The organism is Collimonas sp. (assembly GCF_039923675.1).
Classification (GTDB): domain Bacteria; phylum Pseudomonadota; class Gammaproteobacteria; order Burkholderiales; family Burkholderiaceae_D; genus Collimonas.
In genome coordinates this window covers 1-19,231 of sequence record NZ_JBDTCG010000063.1, presented here as the reverse complement: position 1 = coordinate 19,231, position 19,231 = coordinate 1, and the positions used below count along the sequence as shown (strand labels likewise).

General features: G+C 59.4%; 17 protein-coding genes and 1 pseudogene. All 18 read right to left on the bottom strand.

Going from position 1 to position 19,231, the window contains the following annotated elements; genetic code table 11:
- Position 1: 1 nt before the first annotated feature.
- Entirely contained in the window at positions 2-1,408 is a 1,407-nt protein-coding gene (murC, locus tag ABI171_RS13920; protein ID WP_348093161.1) for a UDP-N-acetylmuramate--L-alanine ligase, read from the bottom strand.
- Between the two features lie 2 nt (positions 1,409-1,410).
- A complete protein-coding gene (murG, locus tag ABI171_RS13915; RefSeq protein ID WP_348093160.1) occupies positions 1,411-2,493 on the bottom strand; it encodes an undecaprenyldiphospho-muramoylpentapeptide beta-N-acetylglucosaminyltransferase in 1,083 nt (360 codons plus the stop codon).
- The gene (gene ftsW, locus ABI171_RS13910) at positions 2,490-3,623 is read right to left on the bottom strand and encodes a putative lipid II flippase FtsW (RefSeq protein WP_348093196.1); all 1,134 of its coding nucleotides are present in this window, start codon (positions 3,621-3,623) and stop codon (positions 2,490-2,492) included. The genes murG and ftsW overlap by 4 nt, the downstream gene beginning before the upstream one ends.
- 110 nt (positions 3,624-3,733) lie before the next feature.
- Positions 3,734-5,260: a UDP-N-acetylmuramoyl-L-alanine--D-glutamate ligase gene (gene murD, locus ABI171_RS13905; protein ID WP_348093159.1), complete on the bottom strand. Its 1,527-nt coding sequence runs from the start codon at positions 5,258-5,260 to the stop codon at positions 3,734-3,736.
- A gap of 12 nt (positions 5,261-5,272) precedes the next feature.
- Positions 5,273-6,442: a phospho-N-acetylmuramoyl-pentapeptide-transferase gene (gene mraY, locus ABI171_RS13900; RefSeq protein ID WP_348093158.1), complete on the bottom strand. Its 1,170-nt coding sequence runs from the start codon at positions 6,440-6,442 to the stop codon at positions 5,273-5,275.
- A gap of 1 nt (position 6,443) precedes the next feature.
- Positions 6,444-7,838, bottom strand: a complete 1,395-nt coding sequence (gene murF, locus ABI171_RS13895) for a UDP-N-acetylmuramoyl-tripeptide--D-alanyl-D-alanine ligase (RefSeq protein ID WP_348093157.1) — start codon at positions 7,836-7,838, stop codon at positions 6,444-6,446.
- Entirely contained in the window at positions 7,838-9,373 is a 1,536-nt protein-coding gene (locus ABI171_RS13890; protein ID WP_348093156.1) for a UDP-N-acetylmuramoyl-L-alanyl-D-glutamate--2,6-diaminopimelate ligase, read from the bottom strand. The genes murF and ABI171_RS13890 overlap by 1 nt, the downstream gene beginning before the upstream one ends.
- Positions 9,373-11,154, bottom strand: a complete 1,782-nt coding sequence (locus ABI171_RS13885) for a penicillin-binding protein 2 (RefSeq protein WP_348093155.1) — start codon at positions 11,152-11,154, stop codon at positions 9,373-9,375. The genes ABI171_RS13890 and ABI171_RS13885 overlap by 1 nt, the downstream gene beginning before the upstream one ends.
- On the bottom strand, positions 11,151-11,423 hold the full coding sequence (ftsL, locus tag ABI171_RS13880; protein WP_348093154.1) for a cell division protein FtsL: 273 nt from the start codon (positions 11,421-11,423) through the stop codon (positions 11,151-11,153). Before ftsL ends, ABI171_RS13885 begins: the two co-directional genes overlap by 4 nt.
- A complete protein-coding gene (gene rsmH / locus ABI171_RS13875; RefSeq protein ID WP_348093153.1) occupies positions 11,420-12,397 on the bottom strand; it encodes a 16S rRNA (cytosine(1402)-N(4))-methyltransferase RsmH in 978 nt (325 codons plus the stop codon). Before rsmH ends, ftsL begins: the two co-directional genes overlap by 4 nt.
- A 10-nt stretch (positions 12,398-12,407) precedes the next feature.
- Positions 12,408-12,836 carry a division/cell wall cluster transcriptional repressor MraZ gene (gene mraZ / locus ABI171_RS13870; RefSeq protein ID WP_348093152.1) on the bottom strand — a complete coding sequence of 143 codons (429 nt, stop codon included), beginning with the start codon at positions 12,834-12,836 and terminating at the stop codon, positions 12,408-12,410.
- A 509-nt stretch (positions 12,837-13,345) separates the two neighbouring features.
- Complete coding sequence (gene ruvC / locus ABI171_RS13865; protein ID WP_348093151.1) at positions 13,346-13,888, bottom strand: crossover junction endodeoxyribonuclease RuvC; 543 nt, start codon at positions 13,886-13,888, stop codon at positions 13,346-13,348.
- 51 nt (positions 13,889-13,939) lie between these two features.
- Positions 13,940-15,505, bottom strand: coding sequence for a bifunctional phosphoribosylaminoimidazolecarboxamide formyltransferase/IMP cyclohydrolase (gene purH, locus ABI171_RS13860; RefSeq protein ID WP_348093150.1), 1,566 nt, complete (start codon positions 15,503-15,505; stop codon positions 13,940-13,942).
- A gap of 178 nt (positions 15,506-15,683) precedes the next feature.
- Positions 15,684-15,917, bottom strand: a complete 234-nt coding sequence (locus ABI171_RS13855; protein WP_348093149.1) for a Fis family transcriptional regulator — start codon at positions 15,915-15,917, stop codon at positions 15,684-15,686.
- 69 nt (positions 15,918-15,986) lie between these two features.
- A complete protein-coding gene (dusB, locus tag ABI171_RS13850; RefSeq protein WP_348093148.1) occupies positions 15,987-17,000 on the bottom strand; it encodes a tRNA dihydrouridine synthase DusB in 1,014 nt (337 codons plus the stop codon).
- A 102-nt stretch (positions 17,001-17,102) separates the two neighbouring features.
- On the bottom strand, positions 17,103-18,224 hold the full coding sequence (locus ABI171_RS13845) for a GGDEF domain-containing protein (protein ID WP_348093147.1): 1,122 nt from the start codon (positions 18,222-18,224) through the stop codon (positions 17,103-17,105).
- Positions 18,225-18,402: 178 nt separating this feature from the next.
- Entirely contained in the window at positions 18,403-19,062 is a 660-nt protein-coding gene (locus ABI171_RS13840) for a histidine phosphatase family protein (protein WP_348093146.1), read from the bottom strand.
- Between the two features lie 52 nt (positions 19,063-19,114).
- Positions 19,115-19,231: pseudogene (locus ABI171_RS13835) on the bottom strand (IS5/IS1182 family transposase); the annotation flags it as partial.

The following is a 19,231-nucleotide window of genomic DNA, read 5'->3' as shown; positions in this document are numbered from 1 at the left end:
GTCATTGCTCTACCAGTTGCGCCAGCTTGCCCGGCACGCCGCTAATCGAACCCGCACCCATGGTCATCACCACGTCGCCATCTCGGGCGATGTTCAGGATAGCCGCAGGCATGTCGTTGATGTCTTCCACAAATACCAGCTCACCCATGCCGGCGACTCGCAAGGCATGCGCCAGGGCGCGGCCGTCGGCAGCGACGATCGGCGCTTCGCCGGCGGCATACACTTCCGCCAGCACCAGCACGTCGACCGTCGACAGCACTTTGACAAAATCTTCAAACAGATCGCGGGTACGCGTATAGCGGTGTGGCTGGAATACCAGCACCAGCCGTCGTCCGGGATAGGCGCCGCGCGCAGCCTGGATGGTCGCGGCGGTTTCCACCGGGTGATGGCCATAATCGTCTACCAGCGCGAATTCGCCCTTGGGCTTGCCATCGGCGTCCTGCAACTTGATTTCGCCATAACGGGTGAAGCGCCGGCCAACGCCGTTGAATTCGGTCAAGGCCTGCTGGATCGCGCTATCGGCAACACCCAGTTCGCGCGCAATTGCAATCGCAGCGCAAGCGTTCTGGACGTTGTGCATGCCCGGCTGGTTCAGGCTGATCGGCATCGCCGCATAGCCCTTCTGAATCACGGTGAACTGCATGTGGCCGCCGACCGCCTTGGCATCGATCGCCCTTACATCCGCTTCTTCGTGGAAGCCGTAGGTCGTAATCAGCTTGGAAATCTGCGGCATGATTTCGCGCACATTGGCGTCGTCCATGCACAGCACTGCGACCCCGTAAAACGGCAAACGCTGGGTAAACTCGACAAAGGCCTGCTTTAGCTTGCCGAAATCATGATCATAGGTATCCATGTGATCGGCATCAATGTTGGTGATCACTTCAATCACCGGCGACAGGTTCAGGAAGGACGCATCCGATTCGTCGGCTTCCGCCACGATAAAGTCGCCCGAACCCAGCTTGGCGTTGGCGCCGGCGCTGGTCAGACGGCCGCCGATGACGAAGGTCGGATCCAATCCGCCCTGGGCCAGCACGCTTGCCACCAGACTGGTGGTGGTGGTTTTGCCGTGGGTGCCGGCGATCGCGATGCCGCGTTTGAGACGCATCAATTCTGCCAGCATGACTGCGCGCGGCACAATTGGAATGTGCTTTTCGCGGGCCGCGACAACTTCCGGATTGTCTGCCTGCACCGCAGTCGACGTGACGATGGCGTGCGCCTGGTCGATATTCGCCGCGGCATGGCCACGGCTGACTTTGGCGCCCAGCGCGGCCAAGCGGCGGGTCGCCGCGTTGTCGCCGAGATCGGAACCGGAAATCGTGTAGCCGAGATTCAGCAGCACCTCGGCGATGCCGCTCATGCCACTGCCGCCGATGCCGACGAAATGAATGTTTTTAACTTTGTGTTTCATACTTATCCTGCCAATTCTTCAAGAACCTGCGCGATGGCTTCATTCGCATCGCGCCGGCCGTTTTCATATGCTGCCTGCGCCATCGTTTGGCAGTCCTGACGCGAGATCCGCGTCAACAACGCGGCCAGGCGCTCTTTGCTTAAGTCTGTCTGCGGCAAATGAATCGCCGCCTTTTGCGTCGCCATCCAGCGCGCATTGTCACGCTGATGTGAAGTGGTCGACGCCACCAGTGGCACCAGTACGCTGGCGACGCCTGCCGCGGTCAGTTCCGACACCGTAATCGCCCCGGCCCGGCAAATCACCAGGTCGGCGTCGGCATAACGGCGCGGCATGTCATCGATAAACGCCACTACTTCCGCCGTCACCCCGGCTGCCGCATATGCACCGCACAACGCATCGATATGCTGCTTGCCGGACTGGTGCGTGACGCTCGGCCGCAAGTCGGCCGGAATCAAGGCCAGCGCCGCCGGCAGACAATCGTTCAAGGCCTTGGCGCCGAGGCTGCCGCCAACCACCAGCAAGCGCAGCGGACCAATACGACCGCTGTAGCGCTCTACCGGCAAAGGCAACGCCAAGATTTCCTTGCGCACCGGATTGCCGGTCACCAGCGCCTTGCTGGCCGCCTTGCCGAAATCTGCGGGGAAGCCGAACAGCACCCGCTTGGCCAACGGCGTCAGGGTTTTGTTCGATAACAGCAAAGCCGCATCGGCATTCACCAGCACCAGCGGCAAGCCGCGCAAACGCGCCATCACACCGCCCGGCACCGTCACATAACCGCCCATGCCCAGCACCACATCCGCCTGACGGCGGCCCAGGATCCGGAAACATGCCGGAAAACTGAGCAGCATGCGCCAAACGCCACGCACGGTATGCACCAAGCCTTTGCCGCGCAGGCCGGAAAATGCGATCTTGTCCATCTCGATGCCATGCTGCGGCACCAGGTCGGTCTCCATGCCGTGCGTGGTTCCCAGCCAGCTGACTTGCCAGCCGCGGGCACGCATGGTGTCGGCAATCGCCAGGCCGGGGAAAATATGGCCGCCGGTACCCGCCGCCATGATCACCAGATTTTTTTTGTTTGCGCTCATGCCCGGCCTCCACGCATCAGAACCCGGTTTTCGTAATCGATGCGCAACAGGATCGCCAGCCCGATGCAATTGATCAGTACGCCGGAACCGCCGTAGCTCATGAGCGGCAAGGTCAAACCCTTGGTCGGCAGCAGGCCGAGGTTGACGCCCATGTTGATGAACGTCTGCACGCCGATCCAGATGCCGATGCCCTTGGCGGTCAGGCCGGCAAAAGTCTGTTCCATCGCAATCGCCTGGCGGCCGATTTCAAACGAACGTTTGATAATCCAGTAAAACAGCATGACAACCACCAGCACGCCGACAAACCCCAGCTCCTCGCCGATCACCGCCAGCAAGAAGTCGGTATGCGCTTCCGGCAGGTAGTGCAGCTTTTCCACGCTGGCGCCGAGGCCGACCCCAAACAGTTCCCCGCGCCCAAAGGCAATCAGCGAATGCGACAGCTGGTAAGCCTTGCCCAGGGCGTTTTCTTCGGCCCACGGATTCAGGTAAGCAAAAATCCGCTCGCGACGCCACGGCGAGAGCCAGATCACTAGTGTGAACATTCCCGCCAGCATGGCGCCGATGCCGCCGAACCAGACGCCGTTGATCCCGCCCAAAAACAAAATGCCCATGGCGATGCAAACGATCACGCCGAGCGCACCCAGATCCGGTTCCAGCATCAGCAACAGACCGACCAGGCCGACCGCCGCAGTCATCGGCAGGAAGCCCTTGGTCAGCTTATGCATCACTTCCTGTTTACGCACCGTGTAATTGGCCGCGTACAACACGATGAACAACTTCATCAGTTCCGACGGCTGCAAATTGAAGACCCGGAACGACAGCCAGCGCTTGGCGCCATTGACGCCGCGCCCCAGGCCAGGCACCAGCACCATGGCCAGCAATATCAGGGTAATCACGAACAGATACGGCGCCCAACGCTGCCAGGCGGCAATGGGAATGCGGAAAGTCACCATTCCGGCGACCAGCGATACGCAGATGAAAATCGCTTGCCTCACCAGGAAATGAGCATTCGTGTAGTTGGCGTACTTGGGGGAATCCGGCAAGGCGATCGAGGCCGAATACACCATTACCAATCCGAACAGCATCAGCAGGATGACCACCCATACCAATGGCTGGTCGTATTCCATCATTTTCGAGCGCTGGACGCCAGGCTTCTGGCTGTCGCGCGTACGCGGCCGCGACGGCGCACTATTTACCGTGCTGTCCGCCGACTTGCCGGAAAATGAGGGAAAGGCGAATTTCATAGTCCGACCTCGCCGCGCGACAAGGCCAGTTCACGCACTGCATCGACAAACACCTGCGCCCGGTGGGCGTAATTGCGGAACATGTCGAAACTGGCGCAGGCCGGCGACAGCAGCACGGCGTCGCCAGGATGCGCCAGCCCGGCGGCGTGCGCTACTGCCTGTTCCAATGTTTCGCAGTTTACAATTTCAAGGCCGCCAGCCTGGCTTTCAACCGCAGCGCGAATGGCCGGCGCATCGTGGCCGATCAGCAACAGCGCACGGCCATAGGCGGCCAGCGGCGCGCCCAGCGGCGCAAAATCCTGCCCTTTGCCATCACCGCCTGCGATCAGTATCAGGCGGCTGGCATTACCGTCGCCGTCGCAACCACGGCCCAGGCCGTTCAGCGCCGCCACCGTGGCGCCGACGTTGGTGCCCTTGCTGTCATCGTAATATTCGACGCCGCCGATAGTGGTGACCAGTTCGACCCGATGCGGCTCGCCGTGGTATTCGCGCAGACCATGCAGCAAGGGCGCAAACGGCAAGTCGATTGCGCGGCACAGCGCCAGCGCCGCCAGTGCATTGGCGGCATTGTGGCGGCCACGGATGCGCAGAGCGTCGGCCGGCATCAGGCGTTTTACCGTCACCGGCAACAGGGCCAATTGTTCTTTCTTGTTGCGCCGCTTCTCGATTCTTTCTTCTTCGTCGCCGGGTACCGCCACCGACAGCCACTGCATGCCGTTATCGCTGACCAGGCCGAAACAATCGCCTTCATCCGGCTCGTCAAAGCCGAAGCTGATACTGTTACCAGCCTTGAACTGCATCGTCAAAGGATCGTCGCGATTCAATATACGCACGGTGTTGGCGCTGAAGATGCGCGCCTTGTCGGCGACATATGACGCCATGTCGCCATGCCAGTCCAGGTGGTCCTGGGTAATATTCAAAATCGTTGCGGCATCGGCATGCAGGCCACAGGTTGCGTGTAGCTGGAAACTGGACAGTTCCAGCACCCAGACCTGCGGCAAGGCGTCGCGCTCGAGCGCGCTGCGCAAGACATCCAGCGCCGCCGGGCTGATATTGCCGGCAACCTGCACTGTCAGGCCGGCCCGTTCACACAGCAATCCGGTCAAACTGGTGACAGTCGTCTTGCCGTTGGTGCCGGTGATGGCAATCACTTTCGGCGCATAAGCCTGGCTTTCGCACAACGCTGCCAGCGCTTGTGCAAATACCTCGATCTCGCCCCAGACCGGAATGTCACGGTCGGTGGCGGCGGACAAGATTTCCTTCAATTCTTTGGTTGGCGCCAAACCCGGGCTGGTCACGGCAAAGTCGATGCCATCCAGCAGACTGTCGGCAAAACCGCCTTCTTCGCCGGAACTGACAAACTCCACTGCCGGAATTGCCTGTAGCAAAAGCGGCAGCCGTTCCGGCGCGCTGCGTGTATCTGCCACGCGCACGGTCGCACCGCAATGTGCCAGCCACAAAGCGGATGCCAGGCCGGATTCTCCGAGCCCTAATACCAGAACATGTTTACCCGTATAGTCCATTACTGCTACCCGCTACCTTAACTTCAGGGTTGAAAGTCCAAACAACACCAGCATCATCGAAATGATCCAGAAACGCACTACCACCTGCGTCTCTTTCCAGCCTTTTTGTTCATAGTGATGGTGCAAGGGCGCCATCAGCAGCACGCGGCGACCGACGCCGAAGCGCTTTTTGGTGTACTTGAAATAGATTACTTGCAACATGACCGATAAAGTTTCGACCACGAAAATACCGCCCATAATAAAAAGCACGATTTCCTGGCGCACGATCACCGCCACGGTACCGAGCGCGCCGCCCAATGCCAGCGCGCCGACATCGCCCATGAAGACCTGCGCCGGGTAGGCGTTGTACCAAAGGAAGGCAAGCCCCGCTCCGGCCATCGCGCCGCAGAAGATCAGCAATTCACCCGCCCCCGGGATATGCGGGATCAGCAGATACTTGGCGAAAGTCACGTTACCGGTCAGATAAGCGAACAATCCCAGCGCCGCGCCCACCATCACGGTCGGCATGATCGCCAGGCCGTCGAGGCCATCGGTCAGGTTGACTGCGTTGCTGGTGCCGACGATGACAAAATAGGTCAGCGCCATGAAACCCCACACGCCCAGCGGGTAGCTGACGGTCTTGAAGAACGGCACGATCAAGTCAGCCTTTGGCGGCAGATCCAGGCTGAAGCCGGATTTGACCCAAGCCACGAACAAATCCCAGACCTGGGTGTTGTTCGGCGCCGAAACCGAGAACGCCAGGTAGATCGCGGCAATCACGCCGATCACCGATTGCCAGAAATATTTTTCGCGCGACCGCATGCCGTTCGGATCCTTGTAGACCACCTTGCGATAGTCATCGACCCAGCCGATGGTGCCGAAACCGAGCGTCACGATCAGCACGATCCAGACAAAGCGATTACCGAGATCGCTCCACAGCAAAGTGGAAATCCCGATGGAAATCAGGATCAGCACGCCACCCATGGTCGGCGTGCCGGATTTGACCAGATGCGTTTGCGGGCCGTCGGTACGCACCGCCTGGCCGACCTTCAGGCGCGCCAGCATGCGGATCACGCCGGGACCTGCGATCAAGCCGATCGTCAACGCCGTCAAGGTCGCGAACACAGCGCGAAAGGTGATGAAGTTGAAGACGCGCAGGAAACCGAAATCCTGCTGAAAATTTTGTGCCAGCCATAGCAGCATGTTAGTGAGCCCCCTCAGATGTTGTGCCAACCAGGTGCTGGACGGCGCGCTCCATTTTCATGAAACGCGACCCTTTGACCAGCACGGTCGTATTCGGTGTCATGGTGGCATCGAGCGCGGCTAGCAACGCTGTGATGTCGATAAAGTGTTGTGCTTGCGGGCCAAAAGCAACGCCGGCCTCGGCAGCCATATCGCCCAGCGTGAATAACCGGGTGATGCCGCGTTGCTGTGCGTAAGCGCCGATTTCCTGGTGAAACTGGCGGCCGTCATTGCCGATCTCGCCCATCTCGCCCAATACCAGCAAGCGCGGTACGGCAACCTGCGCCAGCACATCGATGGCGGCGCGCACCGAATCCGGATTGGCGTTGTAGGTATCGTCAATCACCAACGCGCCGGCACAGGTCGCCACGGTTGCCAGCTTGCGTTGCAGGCGGCCGCTGACCGGCGCGAAGGATTCCAGGCCGCGCTTGATGGCGTCGACATCGACGCCGATTGCCAGGGCGCAGGCGATGGCGGCCAGTGCATTGCGGACATTGTGCTCGCCGGCTGCGGACAGTTGCACGGCGAACGCCGGCTGATCCGGAACGCTGACCGTCAAGTCGCTGCCGAAGCCATTGGCGGCATTGTTGTAGCTGCAATGGACGTCGGCGTCAGGCGTCAGGCCGAACGTGATGCAGCCGCCCTTGCCCGCGCCATAGCTGCGCCATAGAACGGTGTAAGGATCGTCCGCCGGAAATACCGCGATGCCATTGCGCCCCAAACCGCGGATCACGCTGCCGTTTTCCTCGGCGACTGCTTCGACGCTGGCCATGAACTCCTGATGTTCGCGCTGGGCGTTGTTGACCAGAGCGACGGTGGGTTCGGCAATCGAGGTCAGTACCGCGATTTCGCCGGGGTGGTTCATGCCCAACTCGATGACAGCGGCCTGATGACCGGCTTCCAGCCGCAACAACGTCAGCGGCACGCCAATTTCGTTATTGAAATTGCCGCGCGTAGCCAGCGACTTGTCAACGCCAAAAGCCGCGACCAGGATCGCGGCAATCATTTCTTTTACGGTGGTCTTGCCATTGCTGCCCGTGACGGCAATCAACGGCAGCTTGAATTGCTGACGCCAGCGCTGTCCTATCGTGCCCAGGGCCAGGCGGGTATCGTCGACGAGCAGCGCGGGAACAGCCAATGCCGCGGGAGCGCGCTCAACCACCACAGCAGCAGCGCCTTGCACAACGACCTGATCCAGGAAATCGTGGGCGTCGAAACGCTCGCCGCGCAGGGCGACAAACACGGAACCGGGGGTCACGGCACGGCTATCCGTGAACAGACCGCTAAGCGCAGTCTGGCCGCTCGCGCTCGCGGGCAGGCCCAGCCAGGACTGTAGTTGCGCTAATGAGGTATGCATCAGCTGCCGCCCTTCATCGTAGCCCGTGCTGCGAGCGCCAGGGCGGCATGGTCGGCGTCTAAAAACGGCAATTTCTTTCCTTTGATTTCCTGATATGTTTCATGTCCTTTTCCTGCCAGCAGCACGACATCCACCCTGGCGGCGTGACGTACTCCCCACAGGATCGCGGCGGCGCGGTCTTCCAATGTCTGCGCTTGCGCAGCGCGTGACGCCGTCATCCCGGCCAGCACCTGGCCGATGATGGCGGCCGGCTCTTCGCTGCGCGGATTGTCGCTGGTGATGATGACGTGATCCGCCAGCTCCGCCACTGCACCCATCTGTGGCCGTTTGCCGGGATCACGATCGCCGCCGCAACCGAATACGCACCACAGCTCTCCATCGCGTTGCTGCGCAACCTGGCGCAAGGTACTCAAGGTCTTTTCCAAAGCATCCGGCGTGTGGGCATAATCGATCACGATCAGCGGCGCATCATGGCCGCCGAATTGCTGCATTCGACCCGGTACGGCGACCAACAGTTCAATCGTATCGAGTGCTGTTTCCCACTCAATGCCATGCGCCAGCAACACGCCCAGGATACCCAGTGCATTACTGACATTGAATTGACCGACCAATTGCGTCTTGATCTGTCCCGAACCGAACGACGACTCGACGTGAAACACGGTGCCGCTGGCACTGGTGCGGATCGCCGAGGCACGCAGTACGGCGACGTCCGACGGTGCGCCCAGTTCGCCGCAGGTATAGCCGACCACAGGAATCGCAGGTTTCTTTTGCTGCAGATGGCTGACCAGGCGCAAGCCCATGTCGTCATCGAGATTGATTACGGCTTGCTGCAAACCCGGCCAGTCGAATAGCATGCGCTTGGCGGCTTCGTAATGTTGCTCGTCGCCGTGGTAATCCAGATGGTCGCGGGTGAAATTGGTGAACAGGGCGATATCTACATGCATGCCGTTCATGCGGCCTTGCTCGAGGCCGATCGAAGACGCCTCGATGGCTAAGGCAGTGACGCCTTGCTGACGCATGTCGCGCAAGCTTTGCTGCAACAGCAGCGCATCCGGCGTGGTGTTGCCGGTTTCATCGAATTCGCCGCGCCGGCCTTGCGCAAAAATGCCGGTGCCCAGCGTGCCGATCACGCCAGTAGCCTGTCCCAGATGCGACAAGGCATGTCCCAGCCATTGGCTGCAGGACGTCTTGCCATTGGTGCCGGTGACGGCCACCACCAGCATGTCTTTATCGGCTTGCTGGTAATACGCGGCGGCGATCTGACCGGAAAGATGCTTGAGATCGCCGACAGCCATATGCGCGGCAGTCCATGCAGCATCCCAGCTAAATTTATCGCTCTCGTAGATCACCGCGGAGGCGCCATTTTTCAGCGCTTGCGCAATGTAGGTGCGACCATCCGCGGCATCGCCAGGATAGGCAAAGAATACGTCGCCAGCCTTGATCTTGCGCGAATCCGACACCAGCTCCGCACCGGCCGGCGCAACGCCGTTCAGCCACTGCCGGATGTCTTGCAATTGGTTGCCCTTGGAGGTCATTACAACCCCTCCTGCGGACCGTCAGTCGGGATGATGATGTCGGTAACGCTGGAATCCGGCGGCACGTTCAGCGCGCGCAAGGCGTTCGCCGCGACCGTCGCAAACACTGGCGCAGCCACGTCACCGCCGAAGTGGGAGCCGACAGTCGGCTCATCGACCATCACGGCAATGATCAGGCGCGGATCGGAGGCCGGTGCAAAGCCGACGAAATCGGCGATGTATTTTTTGACATACTTGCCGCCTTCAATCTTGTAGGCGGTACCGGTCTTGCCGCCGACCCGGTAGCCAGGCACCTGAGCTTTCGGCGCAGTACCGCCAGGCGCGGTCACCCGCTCCAGCATGGCGCGCATGGTAAGCGCGGTCTTTTCAGAGACCACGCGCTGGCCGACCGGTGGCTCGGTCACCTTTTGGAACGAGAGCGGAATCAGGTCGCCGTTGCGGGCAAAAATCGTATATGCGTGCGCCATCTGGATCAGCGATACCGAGATGCCGTGGCCGTAGCTCATGGTGGCCTGCTCGATCGGCCGCCAGGATTTGAACGGCCGCACGCGGCCGGCGACGGCGCCGGGAAAGCCGAATTTCGGCTGCTGACCGAGACCGACGGTGGTGAACATTTCCCACATTTCTTCAGCCGGCATTTTCAGAGCGATCTGCGCGGTGCCGAGGTTCGACGATTTCTGGATAATCTGCGCCACGCTCATGGTCAGCAAGCCGTGCGGATGCGAATCGCCGATGGTGGCGGTGCCGATGGTCATCTTGTCCGGCACCTGGAACGTGGTGGAGGCCTGCACCCGGTTGGTGTCTAGCGCTAGCGCGATGGTAAACGGCTTCAGGGTCGAGCCCGGCTCGAAGGTATCCGTCATCACGCGGTTGCGCAATTGCGCGCCGGTCAGGACTGAGCGGTCGTTGGGGTTGTAGCTCGGCAGGTTGGCCAGCGCCAGCACTTCGCCGCTCTTGGCGTCGACCACCACGATACCGCCGGCCTTGGCCTTGAATTTCTCGACCGCTTCCTTGAGCTGGGTGAAGGCAATGTACTGGATCTTGCTGTCGATCGAGAGCACCAGGTCCTTGCCGTCATGCGGTTCCTTGACCGCTTCGATATCTTCCACGATGCGGCCGAGCCGGTCCTTGATTACACGCCGGCTGCCGGTGGCGCCCGCCAAGGTCTTCTGTTGCGACAGCTCCATCCCGTCCTGGCCGGCATCTTCCACGTTGGTAAAGCCCACCACGTGCGCCATCACCTCGCCTTCAGGGTAGAAGCGCTTGTATTCCTTGCGGGTTTCGATGCCGTCGATGCCAAGCTTGACGATCTTGTCGGACACGTCTTGCTCGACTTGCCGTTTGAGATAGACAAAATTGCGGTCGGAATCGAGTTTCTTGTTCAGCTCGGCGTCGCTCATGTCGAGCAGTTTCGCCAGCGCCTGCAATTTTTCTTTCGGCGCGTCCTTGACGTCGTCAGGAATCGCCCAGATCGCCTTGACCGGCACCGAGGATGCCAGCACCTGGCCATTGCGGTCGGTAATCTTGCCGCGCGTGGCCGGCAGTTCCAGCGTCCGCGCATAGCGCGACGCGCCTTGTTTTTGCAGGAAGTCGGTGGAAATGCCTTGCAGCCACAGCGCCCGTACGATCAGCGCCAGGAAAGCCGCGAACATGGCGAACAGCACCACCCGCGAGCGCCATACCGGCAACTTGACCTTGAGCACCGGGCTGGCCGAAAACGGCACGCCTTTGCCAGCCGCAACGCGGCCGGTGTGGGGGCTGCGCGGAGGATTGCGCGTCATTTATCCCCCAGCGTCAGGTATTGGGTACGGGCGGCGGTCAGCGGCACCATGTTGAGGTCGCGCGTGGCGCTGGCCTCGATGCGGGAATTCTTGCCCAGGGTGGACTGGTCGAGCTGCAATTGCGCCCACTCGATATCCAGCTGTCTCGACTGGCTGGCCACCCGTTCCAGCTCAATAAACAGCTGGCGCGCCTGGTATTGAGCATTGACCAGCGCCAGCGCACACAGCATCAGTGCCAGGGCCAGCACGAAATTCAGGCGGCCGGTCATGATTGCCCCCCGTTTTGCGCTGCGCTGTCGGCCAGGCGTTCGCCGACGCGCATGATGGCGGAACGGGAACGTGGGTTGTCGGCAACTTCGGCATCGGAGGGCTTGACGCGGGAGATCAGTTTCAATTCCGGCTGCGGCAGGTCGACCGCACGAATCGGCAGGCGACGGTCGGGCTGCGGCAGCCTGGCTTTGGAAGCCAGGAACTGCTTGACGATCCGGTCTTCCAGCGAATGAAAGCTGATCACGACTAATCTCCCTTGCCGGCCCATCTGCCGAAATGCCTGGTCCAGTACTATCTCGAGTTCTTCAAGCTCTTGATTGATGAAAATCCGTATAGCCTGAAAGGTACGAGTGGCCGGGTCTTTGCCTTTCTCGCGGGTCTTGACGGCGTTTGCCACGATCTTGGCAAGCTGTCGTGTGCCAACAATGGGCTCGATTGTGCGGCCAGCAACAATCGCCTTTGCAATCTGAACAGCAAACCGTTCTTCCCCATAATCACGTACCACCTTTCCTATTATTTGTTCATCCGCGCTAGCCAGCCACTCTGCGGCCGATATCCCGCGCGTCGTATCCATCCGCATGTCGAGCGGGCCGTCGGCACGAAAACTGAAGCCCCGGCTGGCGTCATCCACCTGCGGCGATGAAATGCCCAGATCCAGCAGCACGCCATCGACTTGCTTTATTCCTCTTTCTTGCAAGGCCTGCGCCATCGTCGCAAAACTGTCATGCACGATCTCGAAACGCGGATCGTTTATCAGGCTCGCGGTGGCGATAGCTTGCGGGTCCTTGTCGAACGCGATCAGACGGCCGCGCTCACCCAGACTCTGTAAAATCTTGCGGCTATGGCCGCCGCGGCCGAAAGTTCCGTCGACATAGATACCGTCGACGCGCGCGCCTTCGATCGCCAGCGCACTGACGGCCTCATCCAATAACACGGTGCGGTGCTGGAACTCGGGCACCACTGGTTCACTCATGGCGGGCCTGTCAGAACGAAAAATTACTTAACACATCGGGCATGCCAGCCGCGACAGCTTGCGACTCGCTCTCAGCCAGCTTGGCTGCATCCCAGATCTCGAAATGGCTTCCCATGCCCAGCAACATGACGTCGCGCGTCAGGCCGGCGGCCGTACGCAGTTCCGGCGCCACCAGGATGCGGCCGGCGGAGTCAAGTTCGACATCCGAGGCATTACCCAGGAAAATCCGCTGCCAGGCGCGCGCCGACATCGGCCACGCGGCGATTTGCTCGCGGTGGCTTTCCCAGACCGGACGCGGGAATAACAACAGGCAGCCGTGCGGGTGTTTGGTGAGCGTCAGCCGCCCCTCGCACTGGACAGTCAGCGCGTCACGATGCTTGGATGGCACCGCCATCCGTCCTTTCGCATCGAGATTTAATGCTGACGCACCCTGAAACACCGTACACGCTCCTGCTTATCGGTTAAAAATAGTGGCTAAATATTGACTAAATTCTGGAAATATTTCTTTTCAAGTTAGTAAAAATGCCCCACAAAAAAACACTTTTCCACACTTTCACCCACTTTAGAGGATGCACTATTCTAGGTCAAGCCATTTAGCAGCGAGCAATTGGAAAATATGCGAGTAAAGTCAATGACTTAGCGCCATTATTTAAAGATGGGGGGAGAATGCTTTACATTGAATTACTAAATAAATGAAGGACTTAGCGAGAGTTGTAAATGTCGGCTCTGAGCTATACACATGTGTTTGCGGCAAACATGCCGAAACAAAGGTTCACAATTGGGCTGAGCGTTGGACATCTAAAATGCGACAAATCACAGATAAAGAAGGGAGTAGGCAGCCTGATGGTGCGGGATGGGCAGCTTCGATGATGGAATATAACAATATTTCACGATAACAATAGAAAACAACTGCGTATATTCAACTCGGCACTTCGCCGGTTCGACGCCTTAACCGACCAGCCGGCCGCCACGTACGCGTAAACCTTTCTTCGCAAGGTCAGGCGCCAGCGAACTCAGATGCGCCAAGGCATCACCGCTGTGCGCATGGCAAATCGCCACGGCCAGTGCATCGGCGGCATCGGTACCCGGCAAGCCGGGTAACTGCAACAGCCGCTGCACCATATCCTGAACCTGCTGTTTTTGCGCCTTGCCATGGCCGGCGACTGCCTGCTTGATCTGCAAAGCGGTATATTCGGCGACCGCCAAGTCTGCGCTCACTAACGCGCAAATGGCCGCACCACGGGCCTGCCCGAGCAGCAGCGTCGATTGCGGATTGACGTTGACAAATACTTTCTCGATCGCCGAGCAATCTGGTGCGTAGGTACGGATCACCTCGGAGACACTCGCCAGTATCACCTTCAGCCGTTGCGGCAAATCGGCGTCCGGCGTCTTGATGGTGCCCGAGGCGACATAGCTGAGCTTGCTGCCCTGCTTGTCGATGATGCCGAATCCGGTGGTCCGCAGACCTGGGTCGATGCCGAGGATTTTCATATTCTGGAGCGCCGCGCCGTTACAAGCATCGGCGAAGCGCTGCTCAACAACTTAGTGGCGGAAATGACGGACACCTGTCAGCAGCATGACGACGCCATGCTCGTCGGCAGCGTCGATCACTTCCTGGTCACGCATCGAGCCGCCCGGCTGCACGACGCAGGTGGCGCCGGCATCGACCACGACATCCAGGCCGTCGCGGAACGGGAAGAAAGCATCCGACGCGACCGCCGAACCAACCAGCGACAAGCCGGCGTTTTGCGCCTTGATCGAGGCAATGCGGGCGGAGTCGACGCGGCTCATCTGGCCGGCGCCTACGCCCAGGGTCATGCCATTGCCGCAGAATACGATCGCGTTCGACTTGACGAACTTGGCGACGCGCCAGGCAAACATCAGATCTTGCAATTGCTGCTGGGTCGGCCGCTTCTTGCTAACCACTTTCAGCTCGCCCAAAGCGACATTGCGGGCATCCGGCGATTGCACCAGCAAGCCGCCGCCTACGCGCTTGAAGTCATGTGAGTTGATGGCATGCGCCAGCGGGATTTCCAGCAAGCGCACATTCTGCTTGGCGGCGAAAATCTGCCTGGCTTGCTCGGTGAAAGACGGGGCGATGATCACTTCGACGAATTGCTTGGCGACCGCTTCGGCGGCGTTGCCGTCGAGTTCCTGGTTGAAGGCGATGATGCCGCCAAAAGCCGAGGTCGGATCGGTCTGCAGCGCCTTGCTATAGGCTTCCAGCGGATTGGCGCCAATCGCGACGCCGCAAGGATTGGCATGCTTGATGATGACGCAGGCGGTGTCGCTGAAGGTCTTGACGCATTCCCAGGCCGCATCGGCATCGGCGATATTGTTATAGGACAGTTCCTTGCCCTGCAACTGCTTGTAATTTGCCAGCGCGCCTTCGACATGCCGGGTGTCGCGGTAGAACGCGGCCGACTGGTGCGGGTTTTCGCCGTAACGCATTTCCTGCACTTTTTCGAAATGCAGGTTGAGGGTTGCCGGATAGGCGCTGCGGGTGGTGTGCTGCTTGTCTTCGCCCAGCGAAGTGAAGTAATTGGTGATGGCGCCGTCGTATTGCGCGGTATGGGCAAATACCTTCTTGGCCAGCGCGAACTTGGTGCCGCAGCCGACTTCACCCTGATTCGCTTTCAGCTCGTCCAGCACCGCTGCATAGTCGCTAGGATCGCACAGGACGATGACATCCTTATGGTTCTTGGCCGAGGAGCGCAGCATGGCAGGACCGCCGATGTCGATGTTCTCGATCGCGTCTTCCAGCGAGCACTGCTCCTTGGCAATCGTCTGCTGGAACGGGTACAGATTGACCACCACCATGTCGATCATCGGGATCTGGTGCTGGGTCAAGGCTGCCATGTGTTCCGGGAAATCGCGGCGCGCCAGGATGCCGCCGTGGACTTTCGGGTGCAAAGTCTTGACCCGGCCATCGAGCATTTCCGGAAAACCTGTGTAATCCGCCACTTCCGTGACCTTGATGCCGTTGTCAGCCAACAGCTTGGCGGTGCCGCCGGTCGACAGAATATTCACGCCAAGCGCCGACAACTCTTTTGCGAAATCGAGTATCCCGGTCTTGTCGGATACGGAAATGAGGGCTTGTTTGATCATAGTGAAAACTCTGGAAGGTGATGAATGACGGGAAGGTGAACGGACTTCGGATAACTCTATTATGCGGAATGCGCTGCCGCCCATGGCGGAAATGACAATCGGACGTTACTGAACTGCTGAAAACCTTGCTAACCGGGCGTGACCGGCACGCCCATTATTCCTGAACCCGAAGCCTGGATTACAAAAGACCGTGCTGCTGCAATTTCTTGCGCAGGGTATTGCGATTGATGCCCAGCATTTCGGCGGCATGCGACTGGTTACCTTCGGCGCGCGCGATCACAGCTTCCAATACCGGTTTTTCAACCGTGGAAATCACCATGTCGTACACATTCGACGGCGGCTGCTCGCCCAAGTCCTTGAAATATTTTTCAAGGCTTTGCCTTACCACGTCTTGGATACTTTCTTTGCTCATTCTTTTTTACTATTCTTTTTTTAAGATCGGGACTAAAACTCACCCGGTCCTTTTTCTTGTTAACCTGATTCAGGCCGCCATCTGCTCGGCCACCCCGTATTGTAACCGCTCCCCAAACGCAAACTGCGATTCGAAGAAGCTATTTACTGCTGCCAGCTGCTGGCTGCAATCCTCCAGCAGGTTCATGCGTTGCCGGAAGGCTTCACCGCCCGGCAAATCCCGCACATACCAGCCGATATGCTTGCGTGCGGTGCGGACACCCAGGTAATCCCCGTAGAAGCCGTAGTGCGCGCGCAGATGTTCATCCATCAGCTGTTGCACTTCCGCCACCAGCGGCGCCGGCAAGTATTCACCGGTGCGCAGGTAATGTTCGATCTCGCGGAAAATCCATGGCCGCCCTTGCGCCGCACGACCAACCATGATGGCATCGGCCTTGGTGTAGGCCAGCACCTGGCGTGCCTTTTCCGGCGTCGTGATATCGCCGTTGGCGACTACCGGGATGCCTACCGCCGCTTTGACTGCCGCAATCGTCTGGTATTCAGCGTCGCCGCTGTAGCCGTCGGCGCGGGTGCGTCCGTGCAAGGTCAGCATAGCGATGCCGCTGGCTTCGGCCAGCCGTGCAATATTCAAGGCATTCTTGTTGAGGCGATCCCAGCCGGTGCGGAATTTCAGCGTCACCGGCACATCGACCGCATTGACCACCGCCTCCAGGATCTTCGCCACCAGTTGCTCGTCTTGCAACAAAGCCGAACCGCACCAGCTGTTGCAGACTTTCTTGACCGGACATCCCATGTTGATATCGATGATCTGGGCGCCGTGGTCGACGTTGTATTTTGCACACTCCGCCAGCATCTGCGGATCGGCGCCGGCGATCTGCACCGCCCTTGGCTCCATCTCGCCGTCGTGATTGATGCGGCGCGAAGTCTTCTCGGTCTGCCACAGACGCGGATTGGAAGCCGCCATTTCCGACACCGCATAGCCCGCGCCCAGCTCTTTGCAGAGCTGCCGGAATGGTCTGTCGGTGACACCTGCCATCGGTGCCACAAAGACATTGTTGCGCAGGAAATAAGGGCCAATGTTCATGGAAAATTCAAGGCGCTATCGATAACTCGAGATGCGTTGCAGCGGGAAAGGCGTCATTTTATCGCGATTGCCGCCGCACGCGGGTTATTCTCGGTGCCGCAATTAGAGCTCGTCTTCAGCCACCGTGCTGGAGCTAAGCAGATGCTGCGTCGCGTAATGGATCAGTTCATCGAGCCCGCGGCCATCGGCGCCGTAGGTGGCCGCCCCTACCGAGAGCGCCAGCCGGATCGACCAGTTCTCGATATTTACCGGGTGATTCTTGAAATGGCCGAGAAAGGAAGCGGCCAGGTTTTCGGCATCTACGGTGTCGGTCGCCGGCAACACGTACAGGAATTCGGTCGCATTCCAGCGGCCGCCGCTATCGGTCTTGCGCAGCTGGCCGCCGGTATCCTTGGCAAAAGCCGCCAGGATGTTGTCGGCCACGGCCCAGCCGTAGAGATCGTTGATCTTGTGAAAATCATCCAGCTGGCAATACAGGATCGACAGCGGCGACTCATCGGTCGCGGTCGCCGCTACGGCTTCTTCATACACATGGACGATCCGGCGCCGCGTCAGCAAGCCGGTCAGCGAGTCAAGCTGCGCCTGCCGCGTCAGCAGATGCGACAGGTTGGATTGCTTCCAGATCACTTCGCACACATGGCCGAACGCCTGGAACGAGGCAAACCCGGCGTTTGAAAAATAATCCTGGCTGTCGGCATAAAACACCATCATGCCGTGCATCCGGGCTTTTTCCGAACGTAACGGGATCGCCAGCGCAGCCTTGGCTGAACACAGCTCCGGATGCGCTTGCCAAGGTGCAAACAGGGCCTGGAAATCGCTATCGTGTCCCGCTTCCCAATCTGCGGCCTGGGCAAACGGTGCGACGTAATCAAAACAATCCTTGGCCAGCTGCCAATGATCCGACTCGCTCAATGCCTTGCCGACGATCGCCGTCGGCTTGATCGTGGCTTCCGAATCATCCTGGCAAAAACCAACCCATACCAGCCGGATATGCGGGCTGGCTGGCAAGATCATCTGGCATAGCCGTTTGACGCTTTCGCGGCCGCTGTAAGCCTGGGGCAAAGTTTGCAGTAACTGATGAAGGACGCCGACCAGCGCCAGTTGCTCGGCGCTCAGGGTAGCTGTCGACACGGAGGCGGCGGTCTTTTTCCCCGTGGTCGATTCCACAAATTGCTCGGAGTCAGCAGCTCGCTGCGCCCAAGAGGGGAAGAGATTAAGTTTCATGCTGGCAGTCCCGCTGTTGTTTTAGTTCTTATCAGCAAGATTAGCACAAGCACGCTGCCTTTATCGCAACTGTTTTCACAGGAGCTTATACAGATTTATAACAGTTTTTGATAGTTGATCTACGGCAATAATTCACATATCTACCACGGTATTTTCCGCCGCCGTTTTCTGTGCCTGGTCAGCGCTGGATTTCGTCCAGTGTCAACTCGTCCAGATGGGCTATATCGGCCCAGCTATCCACCCGCAATGGTTGCGCCCGTTCCGGATTCCAGCTCAGGCGATTGATGCTGGCGTTAAAAATATCGCAGCTGCGCGGCTGCTCCAGCGCCAATGAATTGGCGTAACGGTAAATGCAATCCAGCACGCCGCCATGGGTGACGATCGCAATCCGTCTTTGATCGGCGCGGGCCGGTACCGCCAGTAAAGTACGTACCGCCCGCTCGTAAAATTCACGCATGGTTTCCGCGGCATGCACGCCAGCCGGATAACGAAAATCCACAGCGCGCTCCATTAAGGCGGCATAAGCCTCTGGAAAGCGCTGCGCCGCCTCCGGATAGCGCAAGCCTTCCAGCGCACCGTAGCAACGCTCGCGCAAGCTGGCGTCGACTTGCAGCGGCAGATTGCGGGCGGCGGCCAGGGGCGCGGCGGTTTGCTGCGCACGTTGCAGATCGCTGCTGAAGATGGCGTCGAGGGTGATGCCATCCAGGCTGCGAGCCAGCGCCAGCGCTTGCCGCTGGCCGACCTGGTTCAGCGGAATATCAAGATGGCCCTGCAGGCGGCGCTCCAGGTTCCAGTCTGTTTCGCCGTGGCGTATCAATAAAATTTCAATAGTTGCCATAAATTTTCTGCAAGGCCGGCTCGATTTATAGGGCCGGGTTCTTAGAACGTGTTCACGATCTTCTGAGCAGCATCGCCAAGAAGGTTAGGTTGATGAACTGCAAGCTGGTGTTGAGCCATCGCTCGCAGTTCTTCCATAAGCGCCGGTTTTTCTCTAGCCAAGCAAAGCT